The organism is Bradyrhizobium lablabi (genome assembly GCF_001440475.1).
GTDB classification, from domain to species: Bacteria; Pseudomonadota; Alphaproteobacteria; order Rhizobiales; family Xanthobacteraceae; genus Bradyrhizobium; species Bradyrhizobium lablabi.
In genome coordinates, this window is record NZ_LLYB01000094.1 from 1 (window position 1) to 17,850 (window position 17,850).

General features: G+C 65.1%; 19 protein-coding genes and 2 pseudogenes. 10 read left to right on the top strand and 11 right to left on the bottom strand.

Translation table 11 applies throughout. The annotated features are described in order from the left end of the window. Positions 1–138: 138 nt before the first annotated feature. Complete coding sequence (locus CQ14_RS27030; protein ID WP_057860877.1) at positions 139–975, bottom strand: dienelactone hydrolase family protein; 837 nt, start codon at positions 973–975, stop codon at positions 139–141. Positions 976–1,163: 188 nt separating this feature from the next. Between CQ14_RS27030 and CQ14_RS27035 the strand changes: the two genes are divergently transcribed. After that, positions 1,164–1,391 carry a DUF2093 domain-containing protein gene (locus CQ14_RS27035; RefSeq protein WP_057861041.1) on the top strand — a complete coding sequence of 76 codons (228 nt, stop codon included), beginning with the start codon at positions 1,164–1,166 and terminating at the stop codon, positions 1,389–1,391. An 84-nt stretch (positions 1,392–1,475) separates the two neighbouring features. Here the strand turns inward: CQ14_RS27035 and lpxK are convergent, their stop codons facing one another. The 6 genes from lpxK to CQ14_RS27065 all read right to left on the bottom strand — a co-directional run bounded on the left by lpxK (position 1,476) and on the right by CQ14_RS27065 (position 7,034). Next, positions 1,476–2,495: a tetraacyldisaccharide 4'-kinase gene (gene lpxK, locus CQ14_RS27040; RefSeq protein WP_057860878.1), complete on the bottom strand. Its 1,020-nt coding sequence runs from the start codon at positions 2,493–2,495 to the stop codon at positions 1,476–1,478. Further along, positions 2,488–3,774, bottom strand: coding sequence for a 3-deoxy-D-manno-octulosonic acid transferase (locus CQ14_RS27045; protein ID WP_057860879.1), 1,287 nt, complete (start codon positions 3,772–3,774; stop codon positions 2,488–2,490). The genes lpxK and CQ14_RS27045 overlap by 8 nt, the downstream gene beginning before the upstream one ends. A 10-nt stretch (positions 3,775–3,784) precedes the next feature. Further along, entirely contained in the window at positions 3,785–4,498 is a 714-nt protein-coding gene (locus CQ14_RS27050; protein WP_057860880.1) for a lysophospholipid acyltransferase family protein, read from the bottom strand. A 5-nt stretch (positions 4,499–4,503) separates the two neighbouring features. Continuing rightward, on the bottom strand, positions 4,504–4,743 hold the full coding sequence (locus CQ14_RS27055) for a DUF4170 domain-containing protein (RefSeq protein WP_057860881.1): 240 nt from the start codon (positions 4,741–4,743) through the stop codon (positions 4,504–4,506). 94 nt (positions 4,744–4,837) lie between these two features. Further along, the gene (locus CQ14_RS27060; RefSeq protein WP_057860882.1) at positions 4,838–5,647 is read right to left on the bottom strand and encodes an inositol monophosphatase family protein; all 810 of its coding nucleotides are present in this window, start codon (positions 5,645–5,647) and stop codon (positions 4,838–4,840) included. Beyond that, positions 5,634–7,034, bottom strand: a complete 1,401-nt coding sequence (locus CQ14_RS27065) for a TldD/PmbA family protein (protein ID WP_057860883.1) — start codon at positions 7,032–7,034, stop codon at positions 5,634–5,636. The genes CQ14_RS27060 and CQ14_RS27065 overlap by 14 nt, the downstream gene beginning before the upstream one ends. A gap of 287 nt (positions 7,035–7,321) precedes the next feature. Here CQ14_RS27065 and CQ14_RS48355 point away from each other — a divergent pair. The 3 genes and pseudogenes from CQ14_RS48355 to CQ14_RS27075 all read left to right on the top strand — a co-directional run. Next, positions 7,322–7,390 (top strand): annotated as a pseudogene (locus CQ14_RS48355) (DUF6101 family protein); the annotation flags it as partial. A 1-nt stretch (position 7,391) separates the two neighbouring features. Beyond that, a pseudogene (locus CQ14_RS46825) lies at positions 7,392–7,835 on the top strand (DUF6101 family protein); the annotation flags it as partial. Between the two features lie 265 nt (positions 7,836–8,100). Then, positions 8,101–8,325 carry a hypothetical protein gene (locus CQ14_RS27075; RefSeq protein ID WP_057860884.1) on the top strand — a complete coding sequence of 75 codons (225 nt, stop codon included), beginning with the start codon at positions 8,101–8,103 and terminating at the stop codon, positions 8,323–8,325. Positions 8,326–9,001: 676 nt separating this feature from the next. Here CQ14_RS27075 and ubiA read toward each other — a convergent pair. The 4 genes from ubiA to CQ14_RS27095 form a co-directional block, all read right to left on the bottom strand. After that, positions 9,002–9,937 (bottom strand): 4-hydroxybenzoate octaprenyltransferase, encoded by a 936-nt coding sequence (gene ubiA / locus CQ14_RS27080; protein ID WP_057860885.1) that lies wholly within the window; start codon positions 9,935–9,937, stop codon positions 9,002–9,004. Between the two features lie 10 nt (positions 9,938–9,947). Next, positions 9,948–10,601 carry a hypothetical protein gene (locus CQ14_RS27085; RefSeq protein ID WP_057860886.1) on the bottom strand — a complete coding sequence of 218 codons (654 nt, stop codon included), beginning with the start codon at positions 10,599–10,601 and terminating at the stop codon, positions 9,948–9,950. A gap of 290 nt (positions 10,602–10,891) precedes the next feature. Continuing rightward, the gene (locus CQ14_RS27090; protein WP_057861042.1) at positions 10,892–11,428 is read right to left on the bottom strand and encodes a hypothetical protein; all 537 of its coding nucleotides are present in this window, start codon (positions 11,426–11,428) and stop codon (positions 10,892–10,894) included. Between the two features lie 51 nt (positions 11,429–11,479). Then, complete coding sequence (locus CQ14_RS27095; protein WP_156435479.1) at positions 11,480–11,881, bottom strand: hypothetical protein; 402 nt, start codon at positions 11,879–11,881, stop codon at positions 11,480–11,482. 106 nt (positions 11,882–11,987) lie between these two features. Between CQ14_RS27095 and CQ14_RS27100 the strand changes: the two genes are divergently transcribed. The 6 genes from CQ14_RS27100 to CQ14_RS27125 all read left to right on the top strand — a co-directional run. Next, entirely contained in the window at positions 11,988–12,740 is a 753-nt protein-coding gene (locus CQ14_RS27100) for a 16S rRNA (uracil(1498)-N(3))-methyltransferase (protein WP_057860888.1), read from the top strand. 166 nt (positions 12,741–12,906) lie between these two features. Beyond that, a complete protein-coding gene (locus CQ14_RS27105; RefSeq protein ID WP_057860889.1) occupies positions 12,907–14,073 on the top strand; it encodes an ATP phosphoribosyltransferase regulatory subunit in 1,167 nt (388 codons plus the stop codon). After that, positions 14,070–15,047, top strand: coding sequence for an ATP phosphoribosyltransferase (gene hisG / locus CQ14_RS27110; RefSeq protein ID WP_057860890.1), 978 nt, complete (start codon positions 14,070–14,072; stop codon positions 15,045–15,047). The genes CQ14_RS27105 and hisG overlap by 4 nt, the downstream gene beginning before the upstream one ends. 80 nt (positions 15,048–15,127) lie before the next feature. Continuing rightward, positions 15,128–16,171 carry a glycosyltransferase family 2 protein gene (locus CQ14_RS27115; RefSeq protein WP_057860891.1) on the top strand — a complete coding sequence of 348 codons (1,044 nt, stop codon included), beginning with the start codon at positions 15,128–15,130 and terminating at the stop codon, positions 16,169–16,171. After that, complete coding sequence (locus CQ14_RS27120) at positions 16,168–17,013, top strand: ChbG/HpnK family deacetylase (RefSeq protein WP_057860892.1); 846 nt, start codon at positions 16,168–16,170, stop codon at positions 17,011–17,013. Before CQ14_RS27115 ends, CQ14_RS27120 begins: the two co-directional genes overlap by 4 nt. Positions 17,014–17,156: 143 nt before the next feature. Beyond that, on the top strand, positions 17,157–17,850 hold a 694-nt coding region (locus CQ14_RS27125; protein ID WP_245320544.1), incomplete at its 3' end, for a DUF2076 domain-containing protein.

Consider the following 17,850-nt stretch of genomic DNA (forward strand, 5'->3'; position numbering starts at 1 on the left):
CCGCGTCGGCGCCACCGCGGATGCGGATCGACCTCAGGCCGCGGAGCCGGCCGTGAGCGAGCCGAAGGCCGCGCCGCGCGAAGCGAAGCCGGCCGCGCCGAAGCGCGTGGCCAAGCCGGTTGATCAGGGAAGTCTGTTCTAGCGCGCCAGCCACTCCGTGACGCGCCGTTGCGAGTCCTTGCGCGCGTCCGCATCGGTACCGATATGGCCGCGTTCGGGCAACGCGGCGTCGGAGCCCGCGAGCGCCCGCAGTGGAAGGTTGGCGCGGTCGAAATCGTGGGCTGCGCCGGGATAGACCACGATCTGCGCCAGCGCGCTGCGGCCGCGGGCCCCTTCCACCACCTGGCGGCAGGCTGCTGGCGAACTGACGTCGTCCTGCGCGCCGATCAGCAGTAGCGTCGGCACGCGCGTGCTCCAGCCGAGGCCGGAGGAGACCCGGCAGTCCGGATAGAAGGCGATGGCCGAGCGGAAGTCCGGTTCAGCACTGCGCGACAAGGATTGCGGGCGCACCGCCCATAGCACGGCGCTGGCGCCGTTCGCCCATCCGATCAGGCTGATCCGGTCACGCGCGGCCCAGGGCTGCTGCAACAGCCATTGCCGCGTCGCGTTGATATCGGCGACGCGCTCGCGGCGTGCCAGCACGCGGCGCTCCTTGACGCGGCACTGCGGGCCGAATTCCCGCGAACCATAGCTGTCCGGCAGCAGCACCGCGTGGCCGGTCTTCAGCAATTGCTCCGCCCAGTCGCGGTAGCGCGGCTGCACCGGCTCGGACTGCCCACCCAATCCGCCGCAGCCGTGCAGCGCAATCACGGTCGGAAAGGGCCCTTCCCCGGCGGGCTTGTAGAGCTGCGCGTGCAGCGTCAGGCTGGCCGCCGCCGGGATATCGACCTGCTGCGGCGCCAACAACGGCGCAGCTTTTGCCGTGCAGGCCACGGCGAGGAGCGTCAGAAATAGCGTTACTGACAACAGGCGCATCGGTCTCTGTCGTATCGGGATGACGCTGCGGGCACGGCAAAATTCACGCTATCATGCGCCCGGACACAAAATCATCACAAGTCGGTGGGTTTCGGGGGCGGACAGTACGACCTATCTATGATAGATCGAATTTTGGAAATTACACTTAAGGCCAGTCCTCCCGGATCGGCCCATCGGAGAGTTTGACGGTGCTCAATAAATTCGGTCCCTCGGGCCATGGCGAAGCGCAGGTGCAGTATCTCGATGGCGATTTCCGCGTCATCTCGCCCGGAACCTATGTGCGCTGCGCCATCACCGACGTGCGGATTCCGCTCGATGAATTGAAATACTGGAGCGTCGATCTGCAGGAGGCCTATTCGGTGCCGAGTGCGGTGCTGCAGCGGCATTTTCCCGGCGCGCTGAAGTCGCAGGGCTAGGATCGCCTAGTAGCCCGGATGGAGCGAAGCGCAATCCGGGTCAGTGCCGCGCGATTTCCCGGATTTCGCTTCGCTCCATCCGGGCTACGGTTCTTTCCTCTCCCGCGCTTTGAATAACCTGTCGGCGACGAATTTCCGCAACAGCGCGGCGTCGTCGAATTCGAGCGTCACCGCGAACGGCACGATCTCTCTCGCCCAATCCGGCAAAACTCCACCGCGCCGCAACCGCGACAGATCCTTTTCCGTCGTTACCAGCGTCAACCCGTCGCGTTTGGCGTCGACGATCAGGCCTTCGATCTCGCCCTGTGAATACGGATGATGATCGGCGAAAGCGCGCTGCTGAACGACATCGATACCGCTGGCGCGTAGCGTGTTGAAGAATCGCGCGGGATCGCCGATGCCGGCAAATGCCAGCACGCGCCGACCGCGAAGCTGCGCTACCGCCGCCGCATCCGGCTTCAGATGCGCTGACAATACCGGCTTGCCCTGCGCTGCGATCTCGACCGCCACCGCGGCGGCGGCAGTGCCGTCACCGACGACAATGAGCGCATCGGTGCGCGCCAGTTGCGGCCGCAGCGGCGCGCGCAGCGGGCCGGCGGGAAATACCTGCCCATTGCCGATGCCGCGGACGCTGTCGATCACGATCAGGGACGCATCCTTGACGACCGCCGGACTCTGGAAGCCATCGTCCATCAGGATCACGGTCGCGCCGTGCGCCCGTGCCAATGGCACGCCGTCCGCGCGATTGCGCGACACGACGATTGGTAAGTGGCTTGCCAGCATCAGCGGTTCGTCGCCGACATCGGAAGCCGCGTGCCTGGCAGCATCGACCCTGACCGGCCCGCGTAACTTACCACCATAGCCGCGGCTCAGCACGATCGGCGTCTCGCCGAGTTCACCCAGTAGTTTCGCCAGCGCCAGCACGGTCGGCGTCTTGCCGGCGCCGCCGACGTGGTAGTTGCCAACACAGAGTACCGGAATGCCGGCATTCAATCCCTGGTGCTGCAGGCGCCTTGCGGCGATGGCGCCATAGAGCGCGCCGATCGGTTTCAATAGATGCGCGTTGAGTGAAGCCGGGCCGTGCCAGAAGGCCGGCTCACGCATTGGCGGCTCCCATCTCGATCCGCAATTGCAGCAGATACGGCTCGAGCGCGGAGAGCGTTCGCTCCAGCGCGCCGCCGAGCTGCCCGACCACGCGCTCGGACGCGGTGAGCACGGCTTCGCGCGCCTTGGCATCGGCCAGCATCTGCCCGAACTGCTTCACCAGCGCTTCCTGCGTATCGGCGCGCCGCGCACCGCCGGCGGAATCGAGGGCTTCATAGACGTCGGTAAAGTTGAAGACGTGGGGGCCGTGGACGACCGAGGCACCGAGCTTGATCGCCTCGATCGGATTCTGCCCGCCATGCTCGACCAGCGATCCGCCCATGAACACGATCGGCGCCAGCCGATAGAACAGCCCCAGTTCGCCCATGGTATCGGCGACATAGATGTCGGTCGTGGCGGTCGGCAAATCCTCGTGCGAGCGCAGGGTCGGATTGAGGCCTGAAGCTGCGATCATGCGCGCGATGGCCTCGCCGCGATCGGGATGCCGCGGCACGATCACGGTCAACAGCTTCGGAAAGAATCCGGCGAGCGTCCGGTGGGTTTCGGTCAGGATCTCTTCCTCGCCGGGATGCGTGGAGGCCGCGACCACGACCGGCCGGCCGCGCGTCATCGACATCAGCATATCCAGCTTGTTGCCGTCGGCCGGCGGCGCGGGAACGTCGAGCTTGAGGTTTCCCGTGACGATGACGTTGTGGCTTCCGAGCGCGGTGAAGCGATCGGCATCGGTCTGCGACTGCGCCAGGCAGACATCGAACTTGCCGAGCAGCGCCGAGATGGTTCCCTGGACCCGCTGCCAGCGCGGAAACGAGCGCTGCGACATTCGGCCGTTGATCAGCACCATCGGCAGCCGCCGCGCGGCGCTCGACAGAATCAGATTCGGCCACAGGTCGGACTCGATGAACATCGCCAGCGAGGGCCGCCAGTGATCGAGGAATCGCGCGACGTAGCGCGGCGAGTCGTAAGGTACGTATTGGTGGATGACATCGGGCGGGAACCGCTTGGCGACGATCGCAGCCGACGTCACCGTGCCCGAGGTCAGCAGGATGCGCAGGTTCAAGGCCCGCAGCCGCTCGATCAGCGCCGCCGCCGCCAGCACTTCGCCGACGCTGGCGCCGTGAATCCACACCAGCGGTCCCGCGGGGCGAACATCGGCGCTCAAGCCGCGCCGCTCGCCGACCCGCGCCGGGTCTTCCTTGCCAAGCCTCAACCGCCGGCTGATCAACGCAGGCGACAATGGCACCATGGCGGACGAAAGACTGCGGTAGACGCGCAACGTCATCGGCAGCGAATTAGCCAAGAGCGGCCTCCGGACGCCCGACCGCCTTGTAGGCGCGACGGGTCGCTTCGTTCAGATAGTCTTCTACCTGAAGACGCAACTTTTCCATAGTCTCGGCATCGGCATCCGGCGGCACGTACACATGTTCAATGCCTACCAAGGCGCCGCGTCCGAATGGCAAATTGATGGTGGTAGAGTCCCAGTTCTTCAACCGGATGAAGCGGCTGGTCACCATCGCAAACGGCATGATCGGCCGGCCTGATTCGCGCGCCAGCATGATGACGCCAAGCCCCACCACCCGCGCGCGCTTCGGTACGTCGGCGGTGGTGGCGACGTTCCAACCGTCCGTGAGCGCCTGCACCATTTCCCGGAACGCGCCGACGCCGCCCTTGCGATGAAAGGCGCCGCCATGATCGCCGGAGCCGCGGATGGTTCCAATGCCGAGCCGTTCGGCGGCGATGGCGTTGAATTCGCCGTCGCGATGCCGCGAGATCAGGACCTTGGCGCGATAGGTCTCCTTGGTCTTGATGAACGGCGTCATGAAGTGCTGGCCATGCCAGAACGCGAAGATCGCCGGCATCTCCGGCTCGACCCGCTCATAGACGTCGGCCGGCTCATAGCTGAAGCGATTGGTCAGCCAGACCAACCGCAAATATTCGGCCGCGAGCACACCCAGCGCGCGCTGAACGAAGGTGCTGCGCAGCAAATCGCGAATGAGACGTTTCAACTGGATTACTTCGCGTCTTGACCTGGATCGAGCAGCCGGTGGAGGTGAACTACGAAATAGCGCATGTGGGCGTTGTCCACCGTCTGCTGCGCCTTCGCCTTCCAGGCCGCGAGAGCGGATGCGTAATTGGGATACACGCCGACGATGTCGACCTGGTCGAGGTCCTTGAACGTGACGTGTTCGAGATCGGTCAACTCGCCGCCGATGACGAGATGCAGCAATTGCTGCGGGGCACTATCTGGCATGAATGGTCTTTCCTAACGAGATGCCCGGCAAGCAAGAGCGACAACGTATATCGCGGGGTGGACGGGATGATTTGTGGCGCGGATTTGGACCGATTCAGGGCAACCGATGATTGCGGAAATGCTCGACAATGCGCGCATGTCGATCGTGTCCCGCCGCCACCAGCACCCCGTGCACCACCTCCCGGCGATTATACTCAATCGCATCCCCCGAGAGCGCGGTCATTCTACCATTCGCTTCCTGCACGATCAAATTCGCCGCAGCAAGATCCCAGTCGCGGCTCTGACCGCCCGCAAAGGCGGCATCCAGATTGCCGTCGGCAACCCGGCACAGCCGCAGCGCCAGCGACCCGATCCGCGGATGCAGCGTGATCTCATCCGGTGACGCGCTCAGCCGCTGTACCAGCGGCTTCGGGCCGGCCATGCGAGAAAAATCCAGCTCCGTTCCTGCGGTCGCGCGCACCGGCCTGTCGTTGCAGGTGGTGCGCTGGCCGCGGATGGCGAAGAAGAATTCGTCGCTGACGGGCGCAAACACCGCGGCCAGCACCGGGTCCGCTCCCGCCACCAGCGCCACGCTGACGCACCAGTCCTCACGGCCGGCGAGATAGGCGCGGGTGCCGTCGATCGGATCGACGATCCAGACCAGTTCCTTGCCGAGACGCTCGTCGTCATCGACGCTCTCTTCCGACAGCCAGCCATAATCCGGCGTCGCCGCGCGCAGCCGCTGCTCGACGAGGTCGTTGACGGCGATGTCGGCTTCGGAGACCGGCGACGAGGCGCCCTTGATCCAGTTCTTCAATTCGGTGCGGAACAGCGATAGCGCCAGCGCACCGGCCTCGCGCACGGTGTCCTGCAGCAGCGCGGCGTCGCGCGCCCAGATCCGGTCGGCGGTATCAGCGTCCGCCAAGCGTCAGGCCCTCGATGCGCAGCGTCGGCGCGTTGACGCCGTAGCGGAATTCCAGATCGTTGGCGGGAACCAGCGAATTGAACATCGCCAGCAGATGCCCCGCGATCGTCACCTCGCTGACGGGATAAGTGATCTCGCCGTTCTCGATCCAGAAGCCGGAGGCGCCGCGGCTGTAATCGCCGGTCACGCCGTTGACGCCGGAGCCGATCAGGTCGGTGACGTAAAAACCCTGCTTGATGTCGGAGATCAGTTCCTTCGGCGTCATCGCGCCGGCCTCCAGATGCAGATTGTACGAACCCGGCGACGGCGAGGACGAGACGCCGCGATGGGCATGCCCGGTCGTGACCAGCCCGAGTTCGCGCGCGGTGGCGCAATCGAGCAGCCAGGTGGTCAGCACGCCCTCGTCGATGAGCGCGGTCTTCTTCACCGTTACGCCCTCGGCGTCGAAGGTTTGCGAGCGCAGGCCGCGCACGCGCAAGGGGTCATCGATGATGCGGATATTCTTCGCGAACAGTTGCTCGCCCATCCGGTCTTTCAGAAAACTGGTCTTGCGCGCGATCGAGGCGCCGTTGATGGCGCCGACGAGATGGCCGACCAGCGATCCCGCTACCCGCGGATCGTACACCACCGGCACCTTGCAGGTCTCGACCTTGCGCGGATTGGCGCGCGCCACGGTGCGCTCGCCTGCCCTGCGGCCGACGCTTTCGGGAGAATCGAGATCGGAGGTGTGCGGGGCCGAGGTGAAATCGTAATCGCGCTCCATGCCGGTGCCCTCGCCCGAGATCGCGGTCATCGAGATGCCGTGGCTGGAGCGCAAATACGAGCCGTGGAAGCCGGTCGAGGTCACCAGCACCATGCCGCCGATGCCGCTCGAGGCGGACGCGCCGCCCGACTTGGTCACGCCCTTGACCGCAAGGCCCGCGGCTTCCGCTTCGCAAGCGCGACGCTCCAGTTCACTTGTCGTCGGAACCGTGCGGTCGAGCAGATCGAGATCGGCGAAGTCGCGCGCCAGCAGCGAAGGATCGGCAAGGCCGACATATTTGTCGTCAGGCGCAACGCGGGCCATCGCCACCGCCCGCTCGGCGAGCTTCGCAACGCCGTCGCCGGAAATATCGTTGGTCGAGACCACCGCCTGGCGCTGGCCGACCAGCACGCGCAGGCCGACATCGTCGCCTTCGGAACGCTCGGATTCCTCGACCCGGCCGTCGCGCACTTCGACGCCCTGCGAAACGCCCCGCACCGCAACCGCGTCCGCGGCATCCGCGCCGGCGCGCCTGGCAGCCTCGACCAGGCGCTGCGCCAGCGTCGAGAGCGCCGATTGATCGAACAGGTCGGTGGCTGCGGGGGCTTTGGAAAGCGGCGAAGTGCTGGATGGTGAAGAGTTCACAAATAAAATCCCTGACATGGAGGGGGCTTTAGGGCGCCAATCGCCAAGGCCTTCAGATGTGCCGGAATCACGGGCATTTCAAGCATTTTGCGCTGCCAAATACCAAACATTTTCGCTATCAGCGCAAGGTCTCGTCAATCATTCGCGCCAAGGTCTTGTCAATCATGCGGGAAGATCCAGGCCAGGTGACATCTCCTTAACCAGGCTTTTTAAGGCGAAACGGAAACGCTTCCGCTAAGGTCTCGCGTATCGACCGGGAACATAATCCCGGCGGGGAGATGAGAGCCGTGAGGCGTCAAACAGCAACAAGCGGGATCAATCCCGCCGGGTCGAGCCGTGTCATGCGGCTCGACCCTNAGCTTCCAGGCGCACGACACCCGTGCGGACGGCGGCGTGCGGAAAATCGAACTTCATCGCGAACGTGTCGTGCTGCACCGTGCCGTCAAGGGCATGCGGATGGCCATCAACGTCCGCGTCAGCGACTTTCTCGGCGTCGCATTGCGCGGCCTCGACGACGACGCGCAGATGCTGGTGCTGGCGCATCGCGATCCCTCGCTGAACATTCCGCTGTGCGTGAGCTCCGATGCCGAGGAGATCGCCTCCGCCTGGCAGATGTGGAGCGACATCTTCGCGCTGCCGCTGCTCGCGGAAGACGACGATCGCGAGCCGGCCGCCCGCCGCCGCCGCCGCAACGCCGTCCGCGCCCGCCGCCCGAAATTCCTGGTGCGCCGACGGCTCGGTAATCTCGACAATACCGAGACTGTCCATCGCGACGAGCGCGAGATCATCGCGCGGAATTGAGTTTCACTTCGTCATTTTGAGCGAAGCGAAGCAATCCATGCCTCGACAAGTGGATAGATGGATTGCTTCGCTGCGCTCGCAATGGTGTGGATACACCTTCGCGATCTCGCGACATCAACTGTCCGAGGTTTGCCTGAAACTTTCTCGCCCTGTTGTTCGGAGGGCGCATGGAAGGCCGGGTGCGTTGCACCCACGGTCTCCGAACAAGGGTGGATCGATCTGTTGCCGAGATGACGGCGATTGCCATCGAGAACGGCAAAGCCCGGTGTGGATACCGGAAGAGGATCAGATCACCTTCATCCAGCTGGTTTGGAGCAAGCCCGTCGGGCTGAGCCGCGAGCAGCGCCATGAGCTGTTCAAGGCGCGGGAGCGCGAACATCTGGCGTGGTTGCGCGTCGAACTGGTGCAGACCCGCGCAACGCCCGCCGGACTTGACCGCGAACGGCGCGATCTGATCGTCGAACGCGAGTTCATGCCGCCGCTGCGATGATGGTAGCGCTGCCGCTGAGCTGCGGACAAAATAAACGCCTAAATTGTGAGAAGGGTCACAGGGCACAAGGTTGAGAACGTGAGACGGTTAACGCGGGAAAGGGCGAAANACCGAAAGGAAAGGAGCGTAGTCATGAAGACCCTTGCAGTTCTTGCCGCCGCNTCTGACTATCTCTCTCGCGTGTGCCGGAACCGCTTCGGCTCAAAGGTTTGCTGGTAGTTCGGTTAGCGAGACACGGACCACCATCGACGCCTTCGGCAACAAACGGAGCATCACCCGCATCCGCAATTCCGATGGTTCGGTTACCGATACACGGAGCGGCACCGACGCCTTCGGCAACCAACGGAGCGTCACCCGCAGGATGACCGACGAGGGCGGCCTTACTTGCCAGACGGTCACCCGTCGCATCAAAAATGCCTTGGGTCACACCGCGTCCCGCACAGAGCGCCGTTGTGCAGCTGATTACTGATCCAAGTGATGCCGGGTCCTTGCTAATGCGCCGAACGATTTCCGCACGTCGTCGTCTGGATCGTGATCGTCGTCTTTGTGCCCTGTCGTCCAATCGGACTGATGCAGAACGCGCTGTCGCAGGGTGGGCAAAGCGAAGCATGCCCACCATTTGGAAGCGTGTTTGGTGTTAGATGGTGGGCACGTCGCTGACGCTCCTTTGCCGACCCTACGTAATCGAACGCATCACGGCATCGACCAACAAGCCCGCGAACAGCAGCAACCCAGCGTCGCGGTTGGATTTGAAGAGGCGCAGGCACAGCGCGCCATCGCGGATGTCCAATCGCCTGATCTGCCAGACCAGATGCGCAGCGAATGCGATCAAGCCGATCCAGGCCGGCCAGCGCGCGCCGCCGAGCGCCAGCGCGATACCAATGAGCACTACTGCGACCGGGTAGAACACCGAAAGCGCGAGATGGGTGCGCTCGCCGAACAGGCGTGCGGTGGACTTGATGCCGATCAGTGCGTCGTCCTCCGCGTCCTGGTGCGCGTAGATCGTGTCGTAGCCGATCACCCAGCTGATCGAACCGGCGTAGAGCACGACCGCGGTCAAATCGATCCGGCCGAGCGTGACGGCAAACCCCATCAGCGCGCCCCAGGAGAAGGCGAGCCCCAGCACGACCTGCGGCCACCAGGTGATGCGCTTCATGAAGGGATAGATCGCGACGATGACGAGCGAAGCGATGCCGGTCAGGATCGCGAAGCGGTTGAACTGCAGCAGCACCGCCAAGCCGATCAGCGCCTGCAGCACCAGGAAGGCGAGCGCCTGCGTCACGCTGATCTGTCCGGCGGGCAGCGGCCGCGAGCGCGTGCGCTCGACGCTGGCGTCGAGGTCGCGGTCGGTGATATCGTTCCAGGCACAGCCGGCGCCGCGCATGACGAAGGCGCCAATGAAGAACAGCGCGATCACGAGCGGCAACGACGAGACGTCGCGTGCGATGCCGGCGGCGAGCGCCGCCGACCACCAGCACGGCATCAGCAACAGCCACGATCCGATCGGGCGGTCGAAACGGGAAAGCCGCAAATAGGGCCGCAACCAGAGCGGCGCATGCGTATCGACCCAGTTGCCTGTCGAATCGGCAACTCGGGCGGTCGCGGCACTCATCTGATCGGGGTCATCGCGAGAGAACGTTGCCGTTCAGCGTATCGAAGGTGCTGCCGCCCTTCTTCACGGCTTGCGCCTCGGGCAGGGCCGCCGAGGAGCCGAGCACTTCGCTGAGACTCGGGCCGGCCGGTCCTCGCGTTGCCGCCTGCTGCGCAACGGCACAGACCTGATTCTGCATCTTCTCGGTGTTCTTGTGGCCGTTCTTGAGCTGGTCGGCGATCTGCGGCGGAATTCCGCATTTGGCGGAATTGGTCTCGACATATTTGATCATCTTCACTTCGGCCGCGCCGAAATTCTTGATCAGCTTGCAGGCCTCATCCGGCGGCGCCTTGCGATCACTCGCGGCCTTGATCATCTTGCCGCGCTTCTCGGCTTCCTCGCGCAGGGGAACGAAACCCTTCATGCAGGCGTCCGCCGGGCCGCTGGCCTGCGGCGGCGGCCCGCTGAATCCGCCTGAAACCGGGGCGGCACCCTGCGAGGGGAATGGCGACGGCGCGCCGACCGTTGCCGACGGCGCGGCACCATTGACCGGCGGAAACGGCGAATTCGCGGGTGCGGCGCTCTGGTTGGGCAATGGCGCCGGAAATGCGCCTTGCGCAAACACGTGTCCGGCGTGAACGGTCACCAAGGCAGCGGTCAGCGGCACAATCAGGCGGCGGATCATCAAAGGTATTTCTCCGGCAAGGTCCAGGCAGCCCCAACGGCTTCCGAACGAAGCAGATCTTACGATGGGCACTTTTTACGATTCCTGCCGCCCCTTAACAACCCGTTGATTGGGGCAGCAGCGCGGCGCGGGACCGCGTCGGGAGCGCAATATTGCTCCTGATTCTGGCTCTTTGGGCTAAAAAGGGCGCGGATTGGAAATCAAATATGCCTGAACTTGGCTTTCGCGCCCGGGCGCAGCGCATGTTCGGCTGCAGCCGATCGCGATGCGTTTCATCCAGGTCGCAAAGCCTAGTTGGGAAACGGAGCGGATGCGGGCCAGAAATCGCCGGGCCCCAGCACTTCGTTCGGGCGTGGACCCCCTGACGTGCGCTGCTGAGCGACCGCGCAAACCTGCTTCTGTATCTTCTCTGTGTTCCTGTGGCCGTTCCTGAGCTGCTCGATGGTCTGCGGCGCAGTCCCGCATCTGGCCGCGCTGGCCTCGACATATTTGATCATCTTCAATTCGGCCTGGCCGAAATTGCCGATCAGCTTGCAGGCTTCGTCCGGCGGCGCCCTGCGGTCGCTTGCGGCCTTGATCAGCTTGCTGCGCTTCTCGGCTTCCTCGCGCAGGGGAACGAACCCTTTCATGCAGATATCGAGGCGATCACCTGATGGCTGCACTGGCCCGCCGCCGAACGCAGGGCTCGCAATAATCGGCGCGCTGTTGCCGGCTGTCGCCTCGGTCTGGCCGGGGAGTGGCGCTGGGAACGTGGCTTGCGCGAATACTTGCCCGACGTGGAGCGTCGCGGCGGCAAAGATTAGTCCCACAATCAGGCGGCGGATGATCAACGGCTTCTCCCCCAGCGCATTCCGGTCGAGGGCAGCTCGACGCTATCATCAGACCCCGGGTACCGCGCAGAGCCGCCTGTGCATCTCCTCGGTCTTCGCGCGGCCGGCCTTGAGCCGCGTGGCGATGTCCTGCAATCCGCATTTGGCCGAATTGGCGTCGACATATCTGATCATCCTGAGCTCGGCTTCGCGGAAGCTTCCGATCAGTTGGCAGGCCTCGTCCCGAGGCGCCTTGCGCTCGCTCGCCGCCTTGACCAGTCTGCCGCGTCTCTCCGCTTCGTCGCGCAACGGGGCGAAACCCTTGTGGCAAGCAGCCGCCAGTTCACTCGATGGCGGCACCACGAATGTTCCGCTCAGCGTGCCGGGGGGCTCCGACGGCTGGGCATGGGCCTGGTCCACGAGGATCGTTACGACCGCAATGATCAGCGATACAAGCAGGCGGATTATCAAGAGCTTCTCCGACGAGGTCTTGCGGCCCAATGTCTTCCAATCCGAAGCAAGGTTCCGATTATTGGCCTTTATAGGCTAAGACCGGCGCGAAACGGAACAATCACATATGCCTGACCTTGATTTTCACGCCCCTCGCCTGTTCGTCGACGCCCCCTTGCGGGAGGGCGAGAGAGTCGCGCTGGAACGCAACCAGAGCAATTATCTCGGCAATGTGCTGCGGCTTTCGGCGGGCGACACCATCCTGGTGTTCAACGGCCGCGACGGCGAATGGCGGGCGGCGATCGAGGGCCGCAAACGGCCGGACGGTTTGATCATCGCAGCCCGGACGCGGCGGCAGGATCGCCTGCCCCACATCGCCTACGTCTTCGCGCCGCTGAAACACGCCCGCCTCGACTACATGGTGCAGAAGGCGGTCGAGATGGGGGCATCGAGCCTGCAGCCGGTCCTCACGCGGCACACCCAGGTCTCGCGGGTCAATGGCGAGCGGATGCGCGCCAATGTCATCGAAGCCGCCGAGCAATGCGGGATACTCAGTCTGGCTGAAGTCGCCGAGCCGGTTGCGCTCGACCGCTTTCTCGACAAGCGCGACCCGGCGCGGCTCCTGATATTCTGCGACGAGGCGAGCGACGTCGCCGGCCCGGTGCAAGCGCTCCAGGCGGTGCAAGCCGCAGCCTCCGGCATCGACGTGTTGATCGGTCCCGAGGGCGGATTTGCCGAGGAAGAACGGGCGCTGCTGCTGCGGCAGCCCAGGACGCTGCGACTGTCTTTGGGCCCCCGGATCCTGCGCGCCGATACCGCCGCCGTAGCGGCGCTGGCGCTGGTGCAGGCGGCGCTCGGCGATTGGCGGACGCCGGGATAGTCAACGAAGAGCTAACCGGTTAAGCCACCGCCCATTAATTCAGTTGGCCGATCCCAGTCGAAACGCCGCCCCGGCCATGCTAAGGCCTGCGCCGACGAGCCCCGGAACCCCGAGCAGGCTCTAAAACTAACCTGGAACCCGGGTTTTCCGGGCATTTGGACGTAAAATGACCGCGACCGCTGCCGTCAAAGGTGCTGCCGGATCCGCCGCCTGGGCGGACGCGCTGCTATTGTCGTTTGCACAAGGCGGCTACGTCCAGGCGCATCCGGCCATCCTGCAGCCGGCCGAGCCGTTTCTCGACCTCTCCGGCGAGGACATCCGCAAGAGCCTCTATTTGACCACCGACGCCTCCGGCGAGGAACTCTGCCTGCGGCCGGACCTCACCATTCCGGTGGCGCGGGATTATCTCGCGTCCGGGCGCGCCGGGCAGCCGGCGGGCTTTTCCTATCTCGGGCCGGTGTTCCGCTATCGCGGCGGCCAGCCGAGCGAGTTCCTGCAGGCCGGCATCGAATCCTTTGGCCGGCAGGATCGCGCCGCGGCGGACGCGGAAATGCTGGCGCTGGCGCTGGAGGCGACCTCGGCCTTCGGATTGAAGGATGTCGAAATCCGCACCGGCGACGTCGCGCTGTTCAACGCGCTGATCGATGCGCTCGATCTCTATCCGGTGTGGCGGCGGCGGCTGATCAAGGATTTCAGCCGCAAGGTCAGCCTCACCGAGGACATCGAGCGGTTGACGCTTTCGACCGCGCCGGGCCGCAACGAATATGAGGGCGTGCTGGCGGCGCTGGCCGGCTCCGACCGCAAGGCGGCGCTGGCGCTGGTGACCGACCTGATGTCGATCGCCGGCACCACCAATGTCGGCGGACGCACGGTTGCCGAAATCGCCGACCGATTCCTCGAACAATCGACGTTGAAAGGCGGCGCGCTGCCGCACGACGCGCTCGACATCATCAAGCGCTTCCTCGCGGTTGCCGGCGACCCCGATGAATCGGTGGCGCAACTGCGCGCGCTGGCCCGAGACGCCAGGCTTGATCTGGCGGCCGCGATCGACCAGCTCGAAAGCCGCATAGGCTTCATGGCCGCGCGCGGCATCGACGCCAAACTGGTGCGCTTCTCCACCTCGTTCGGCCGCGGGCTCGATTATTACACCGGCTTCGAATTCGAGCTGCACAAGAAGGGCAACGGCGTCGAACCGCTGGTGGGAGGTGGACGCTATGACGGGCTGATGACGCAGCTCGGCTCACCGACGCCGATCCCGGCAGTTGGATTCTCGGTCTGGATCGAAGCCTTGACGCAATACGGCCAAGGTGCCTCGCAAGGGAGCGCCGCATGACCGCCCCCTTCGTTCTCGCCGTTCCCTCCAAGGGCCGCCTGCAGGAAAACGCCGAGGCGTTCTTCACCCGCGCCGGCCTTTCGCTGGCGAAGCCGCGTGGGGCGCGCGACTATCGCGGCACCATTGCGGGCCTCGACAATGTCGAGATCGCCTATCTCTCGGCCAGCGAAATCGCTTCCCAGCTCGCGCGCGGCATGGTGCATCTCGGCGTCACCGGCGAGGATCTGTTGCGCGAAAGCATCCCCGATGCCGACAAGCGCGTGCTGTTGATCGACAGCCTCGGCTTCGGCAGCGCCAATGTCGTGGTCGCGGTGCCGCAGGCCTGGATCGATGTCCGCACCATGGCCGATCTCGACGACGTCACCACCGGCTTCCGCGCCCAGCACAACCGACGGATGCGGGTCGCGACCAAATACATCAACCTGACGCGCAACTTCTTCGCCGCCCATGGCGTAGTCGACTACCGCATTGTCGAAAGCGCCGGCGCCACCGAAGGCGCGCCCGCGGTCGGCACCGCCGAAATGATCGTCGACATCACGACGACAGGCGCGACGCTCGCCGCCAACGGGCTGAAGGTGCTCGACGACGGCGTGATCCTGCGCAGCCAGGCCAACCTCGTGGCGTCCCGCGAGGCCGACTGGTCGACGGAAGCCCGCGAGACCGCGCGCGTCATCCTCGACCACATCGCCGCGCGGGCGCGGGCCAGCAAATATCGTGAAGTCCGCACCCGTTTCGCCGGCTGCAACGAGGCGCTGCTTAACGAGGCGCATAACCGGTTCGGCGTGGTGGCGCCGTTCGGCGGGCCGACCTCGTCGGGCATGCTCACGCTGCACTGCCCGCCCGTGCATCTCTACGCGCTCGGCAGCTTCCTGCGTGAGCACGGCGCCGACACGGTCTCGATCGCCTCGCTGGATTATGTGCTCGACCGCGAAAACCCCTTATTCGCCAAGCTCGAGGCGTTCCTGCGGCAATAAGGCTGCCGTTTCGTTCATCGTTGCGACAGCCGGGGCCAAGTAGCATATGCTGTTCTGGAGCACCAACTGGGACCTGATCGATGACGCTCGGCTCTGACGTTTCCCGCCTGACGACCACCGCCACCAGCGCGGCGGCCAAGGGGCTGTCGATCGTCGTGCCGCTGTACAACGAGGCGGCGGGGCTCGCTTTGCTGCACGAGCGGCTGATCGGCCTCGCCGGGACGCTGAAGGCGCGCTACGGGCTGGCCAGCGAGGTCGTCTATGTCGACGACGGCAGCGCCGACAACACGCTTGTCATCGCGCGCACGTTGGCCGCCGATGCGCTCGACGTCCAGGTGGTGTCGCTGTCGCGCAATTTCGGCAAGGAGGCCGCGCTGATGGCGGGCCTCGACCATGCCCGCCTCGGCGCGATCCTGTTCATGGACGGCGACGGCCAGCATCCGCCTGATATGGTCGAAAAGCTGGTCTCGCACTGGATCGATGACGGTTACGACGTCGTCTATACGGCGAAGGCACATCGCGACAATGAATCGTTCCTGCGCCGCCAGTCAGTGCACGGCTTCTATGCGCTGATCAATTGGGGCGCCCGGCAGAAGATCCCGGAGGACGCCGGCGATTTCCGCCTGCTGTCGCCGCGCGCAGCCGCCGCGCTCCGCCAGTTGCCCGAGCGCAACCGCTTCTTCAAGGGCCTGTCGAACTGGATCGGCTTCCGCCAGATCCGCGTCGATTACGAGCCGGCGCCGCGCGCGCATGGCGTCACCACGTTCAGCCCGGGCCGGCTGATCGGCCTGTCGATCGAGGGACTGACGTCGTTCTCGGTGGCGCCGCTGCGCTTTGCCAGCCTGCTCGGGGTGCTGCTGGCCATCACCGCCTTCCTGTTCGGCCTGACCATTCTCTGGGAAGTCTGGACCACCGGCAAGCAGGTCCCCGGCTATCCCTCGCTGATGATCGGCATGATGACGATCGGCGGCGTGCAGCTCATCATGATCGGCATCGTCGGCGAATATATCGGCAAGATCCTCTCCGAGCTGAAGGCACGTCCGATCTACTTCGTTGCCGAGCATTCCGAAAAGCGCGCCGATGGCGAGACGACGGCCAGCACTGAGCGGACCGCCGCCGAATGAACGATGCCGCGCCGCCGCGCCGGATCTGGCTGTGCGCCGACGATTACGGGCTGGCCGAAGGCGTCAACCGCGCCATCCGCGATCTGATCTCGCGCGGCCGTCTCAATGCCACCTCTGTCATGGTGGTGGGGCCGGCGATCGGCCGTGCTGAAGTCGCTGCGTTGCAGGAGGTCGCGGCGAAGAGCCCGCGCTGCGCGATCGGGCTGCACGCGACGCTGACCGCGCCGTTTCGTCCGCTGACGATGCACTTTCGCCCCGTCGACGGCGGCCTGTTTCTGCCGTTTCCAAAATTGCTGCGCGCCGGCCTGTTGCGGCGGATCGACAAAGGCCTGATCGAAGACGAATTGCTGGCGCAGCTCGCGACCTTCAAGGAGTTGTTCGGCCGCGCGCCCGACTTCGTCGACGGCCATCAGCACGCGCAGCTCTTTCCCGGGGTGCGCGATGGCTTTCTGCGCGCGGTCAAGGAGGCGGCGCCCGACGCCTGGGTCCGCCAGGGCGGACGCCTCAAGCCCCTCGGCCAACGGCTCGGCGCGCCGAAGGCGCTCGTGCTCGACGTCCTCAGTGCGCAATTCCGCAAGCGCGCGACCAGCGCCAAAATCCCGTTCAACCCGGCCTTCGCCGGTGCCTATGATTTTTCGAGCGCGCCCGATTTCGGCGTGCTGATGGGGCAGTTCCTCGAAGGGCTGCCGGAGGGCGGGCTCGTGATGTGCCATCCCGGCTTTGTCGATGAAACGCTTAGAAGCCTCGATCCCCTGACCACCCAGCGCGAGGCGGAACATGCGTATCTCGCAAGTGACCTTTTCGCGACATTGCTGGCGGCGAATAAAGTTACGTTGGGCTGACGCCATTTAAGAGCTGACAACATTCAAGAAACGTGCCCGGCGTTTTGTCGCATACCAAAATTTAATTTGGCCGCCCACTACTTGCGACGCAAAGCCCGCCCTACATCTTGCCCGCGCGTCTACCCGACGCGAGGGAGAGGGCCATGACACCGCAAGAACGCCAACTGATTGACGATCTTTTCGACCGGCTGACCAAGCTGGAAAGCGCCAAGCGCGATCCGGAGGCGATGTCGGCGATCATGCAGGGCCTGCGCAACGCGCCCAATGCAGTCTATGCGCTGGTGCAGACCGCGCTGGTGCAGGACGAGGCGCTGAAGCGCGCCGACCTGCGCATTCAGGAATTGGAAGCAGCGACGTCGGGTCAACAGGCTCAATCCGGCGGGTTCCTCGATTCGATGCGCGATGCGATCTTCGGACAGAACCAGCCGCAGGGCTCGTCGCATGGTTCGGTGCCGAACGTTCGCGCGCCCGACATGGCCAGCCGCCCGACCTGGAATAGCGGCCAGGTGCTGCAGCAGAGCCAGGCGCCCGGCCAGTACAATCAGCCCGGCTATGGCCAGCCTCAGCCCTATGGCGGCGCGCCGCAGCAGCAACAGCCTCCGTTCGGCGGCGGTGGCGGCTCGTTCCTCGGCACCGCGGCGGCGGCCGCGGCCGGCGTGGTCGGCGGTTCACTGCTGGCCAGCAGCATCCGCTCGATGATGGGCGGCGGCAACCACCAGGCGTTCGGCGACACGGCAAACCACCGCGGCGGCATCGAAGACCGCCGTCCGTCGGGCGACCAGTCCGGCGGCGATCTCGCGCGCGACGCCGGGGTCAACGACATCGGCTCCCCGCGGC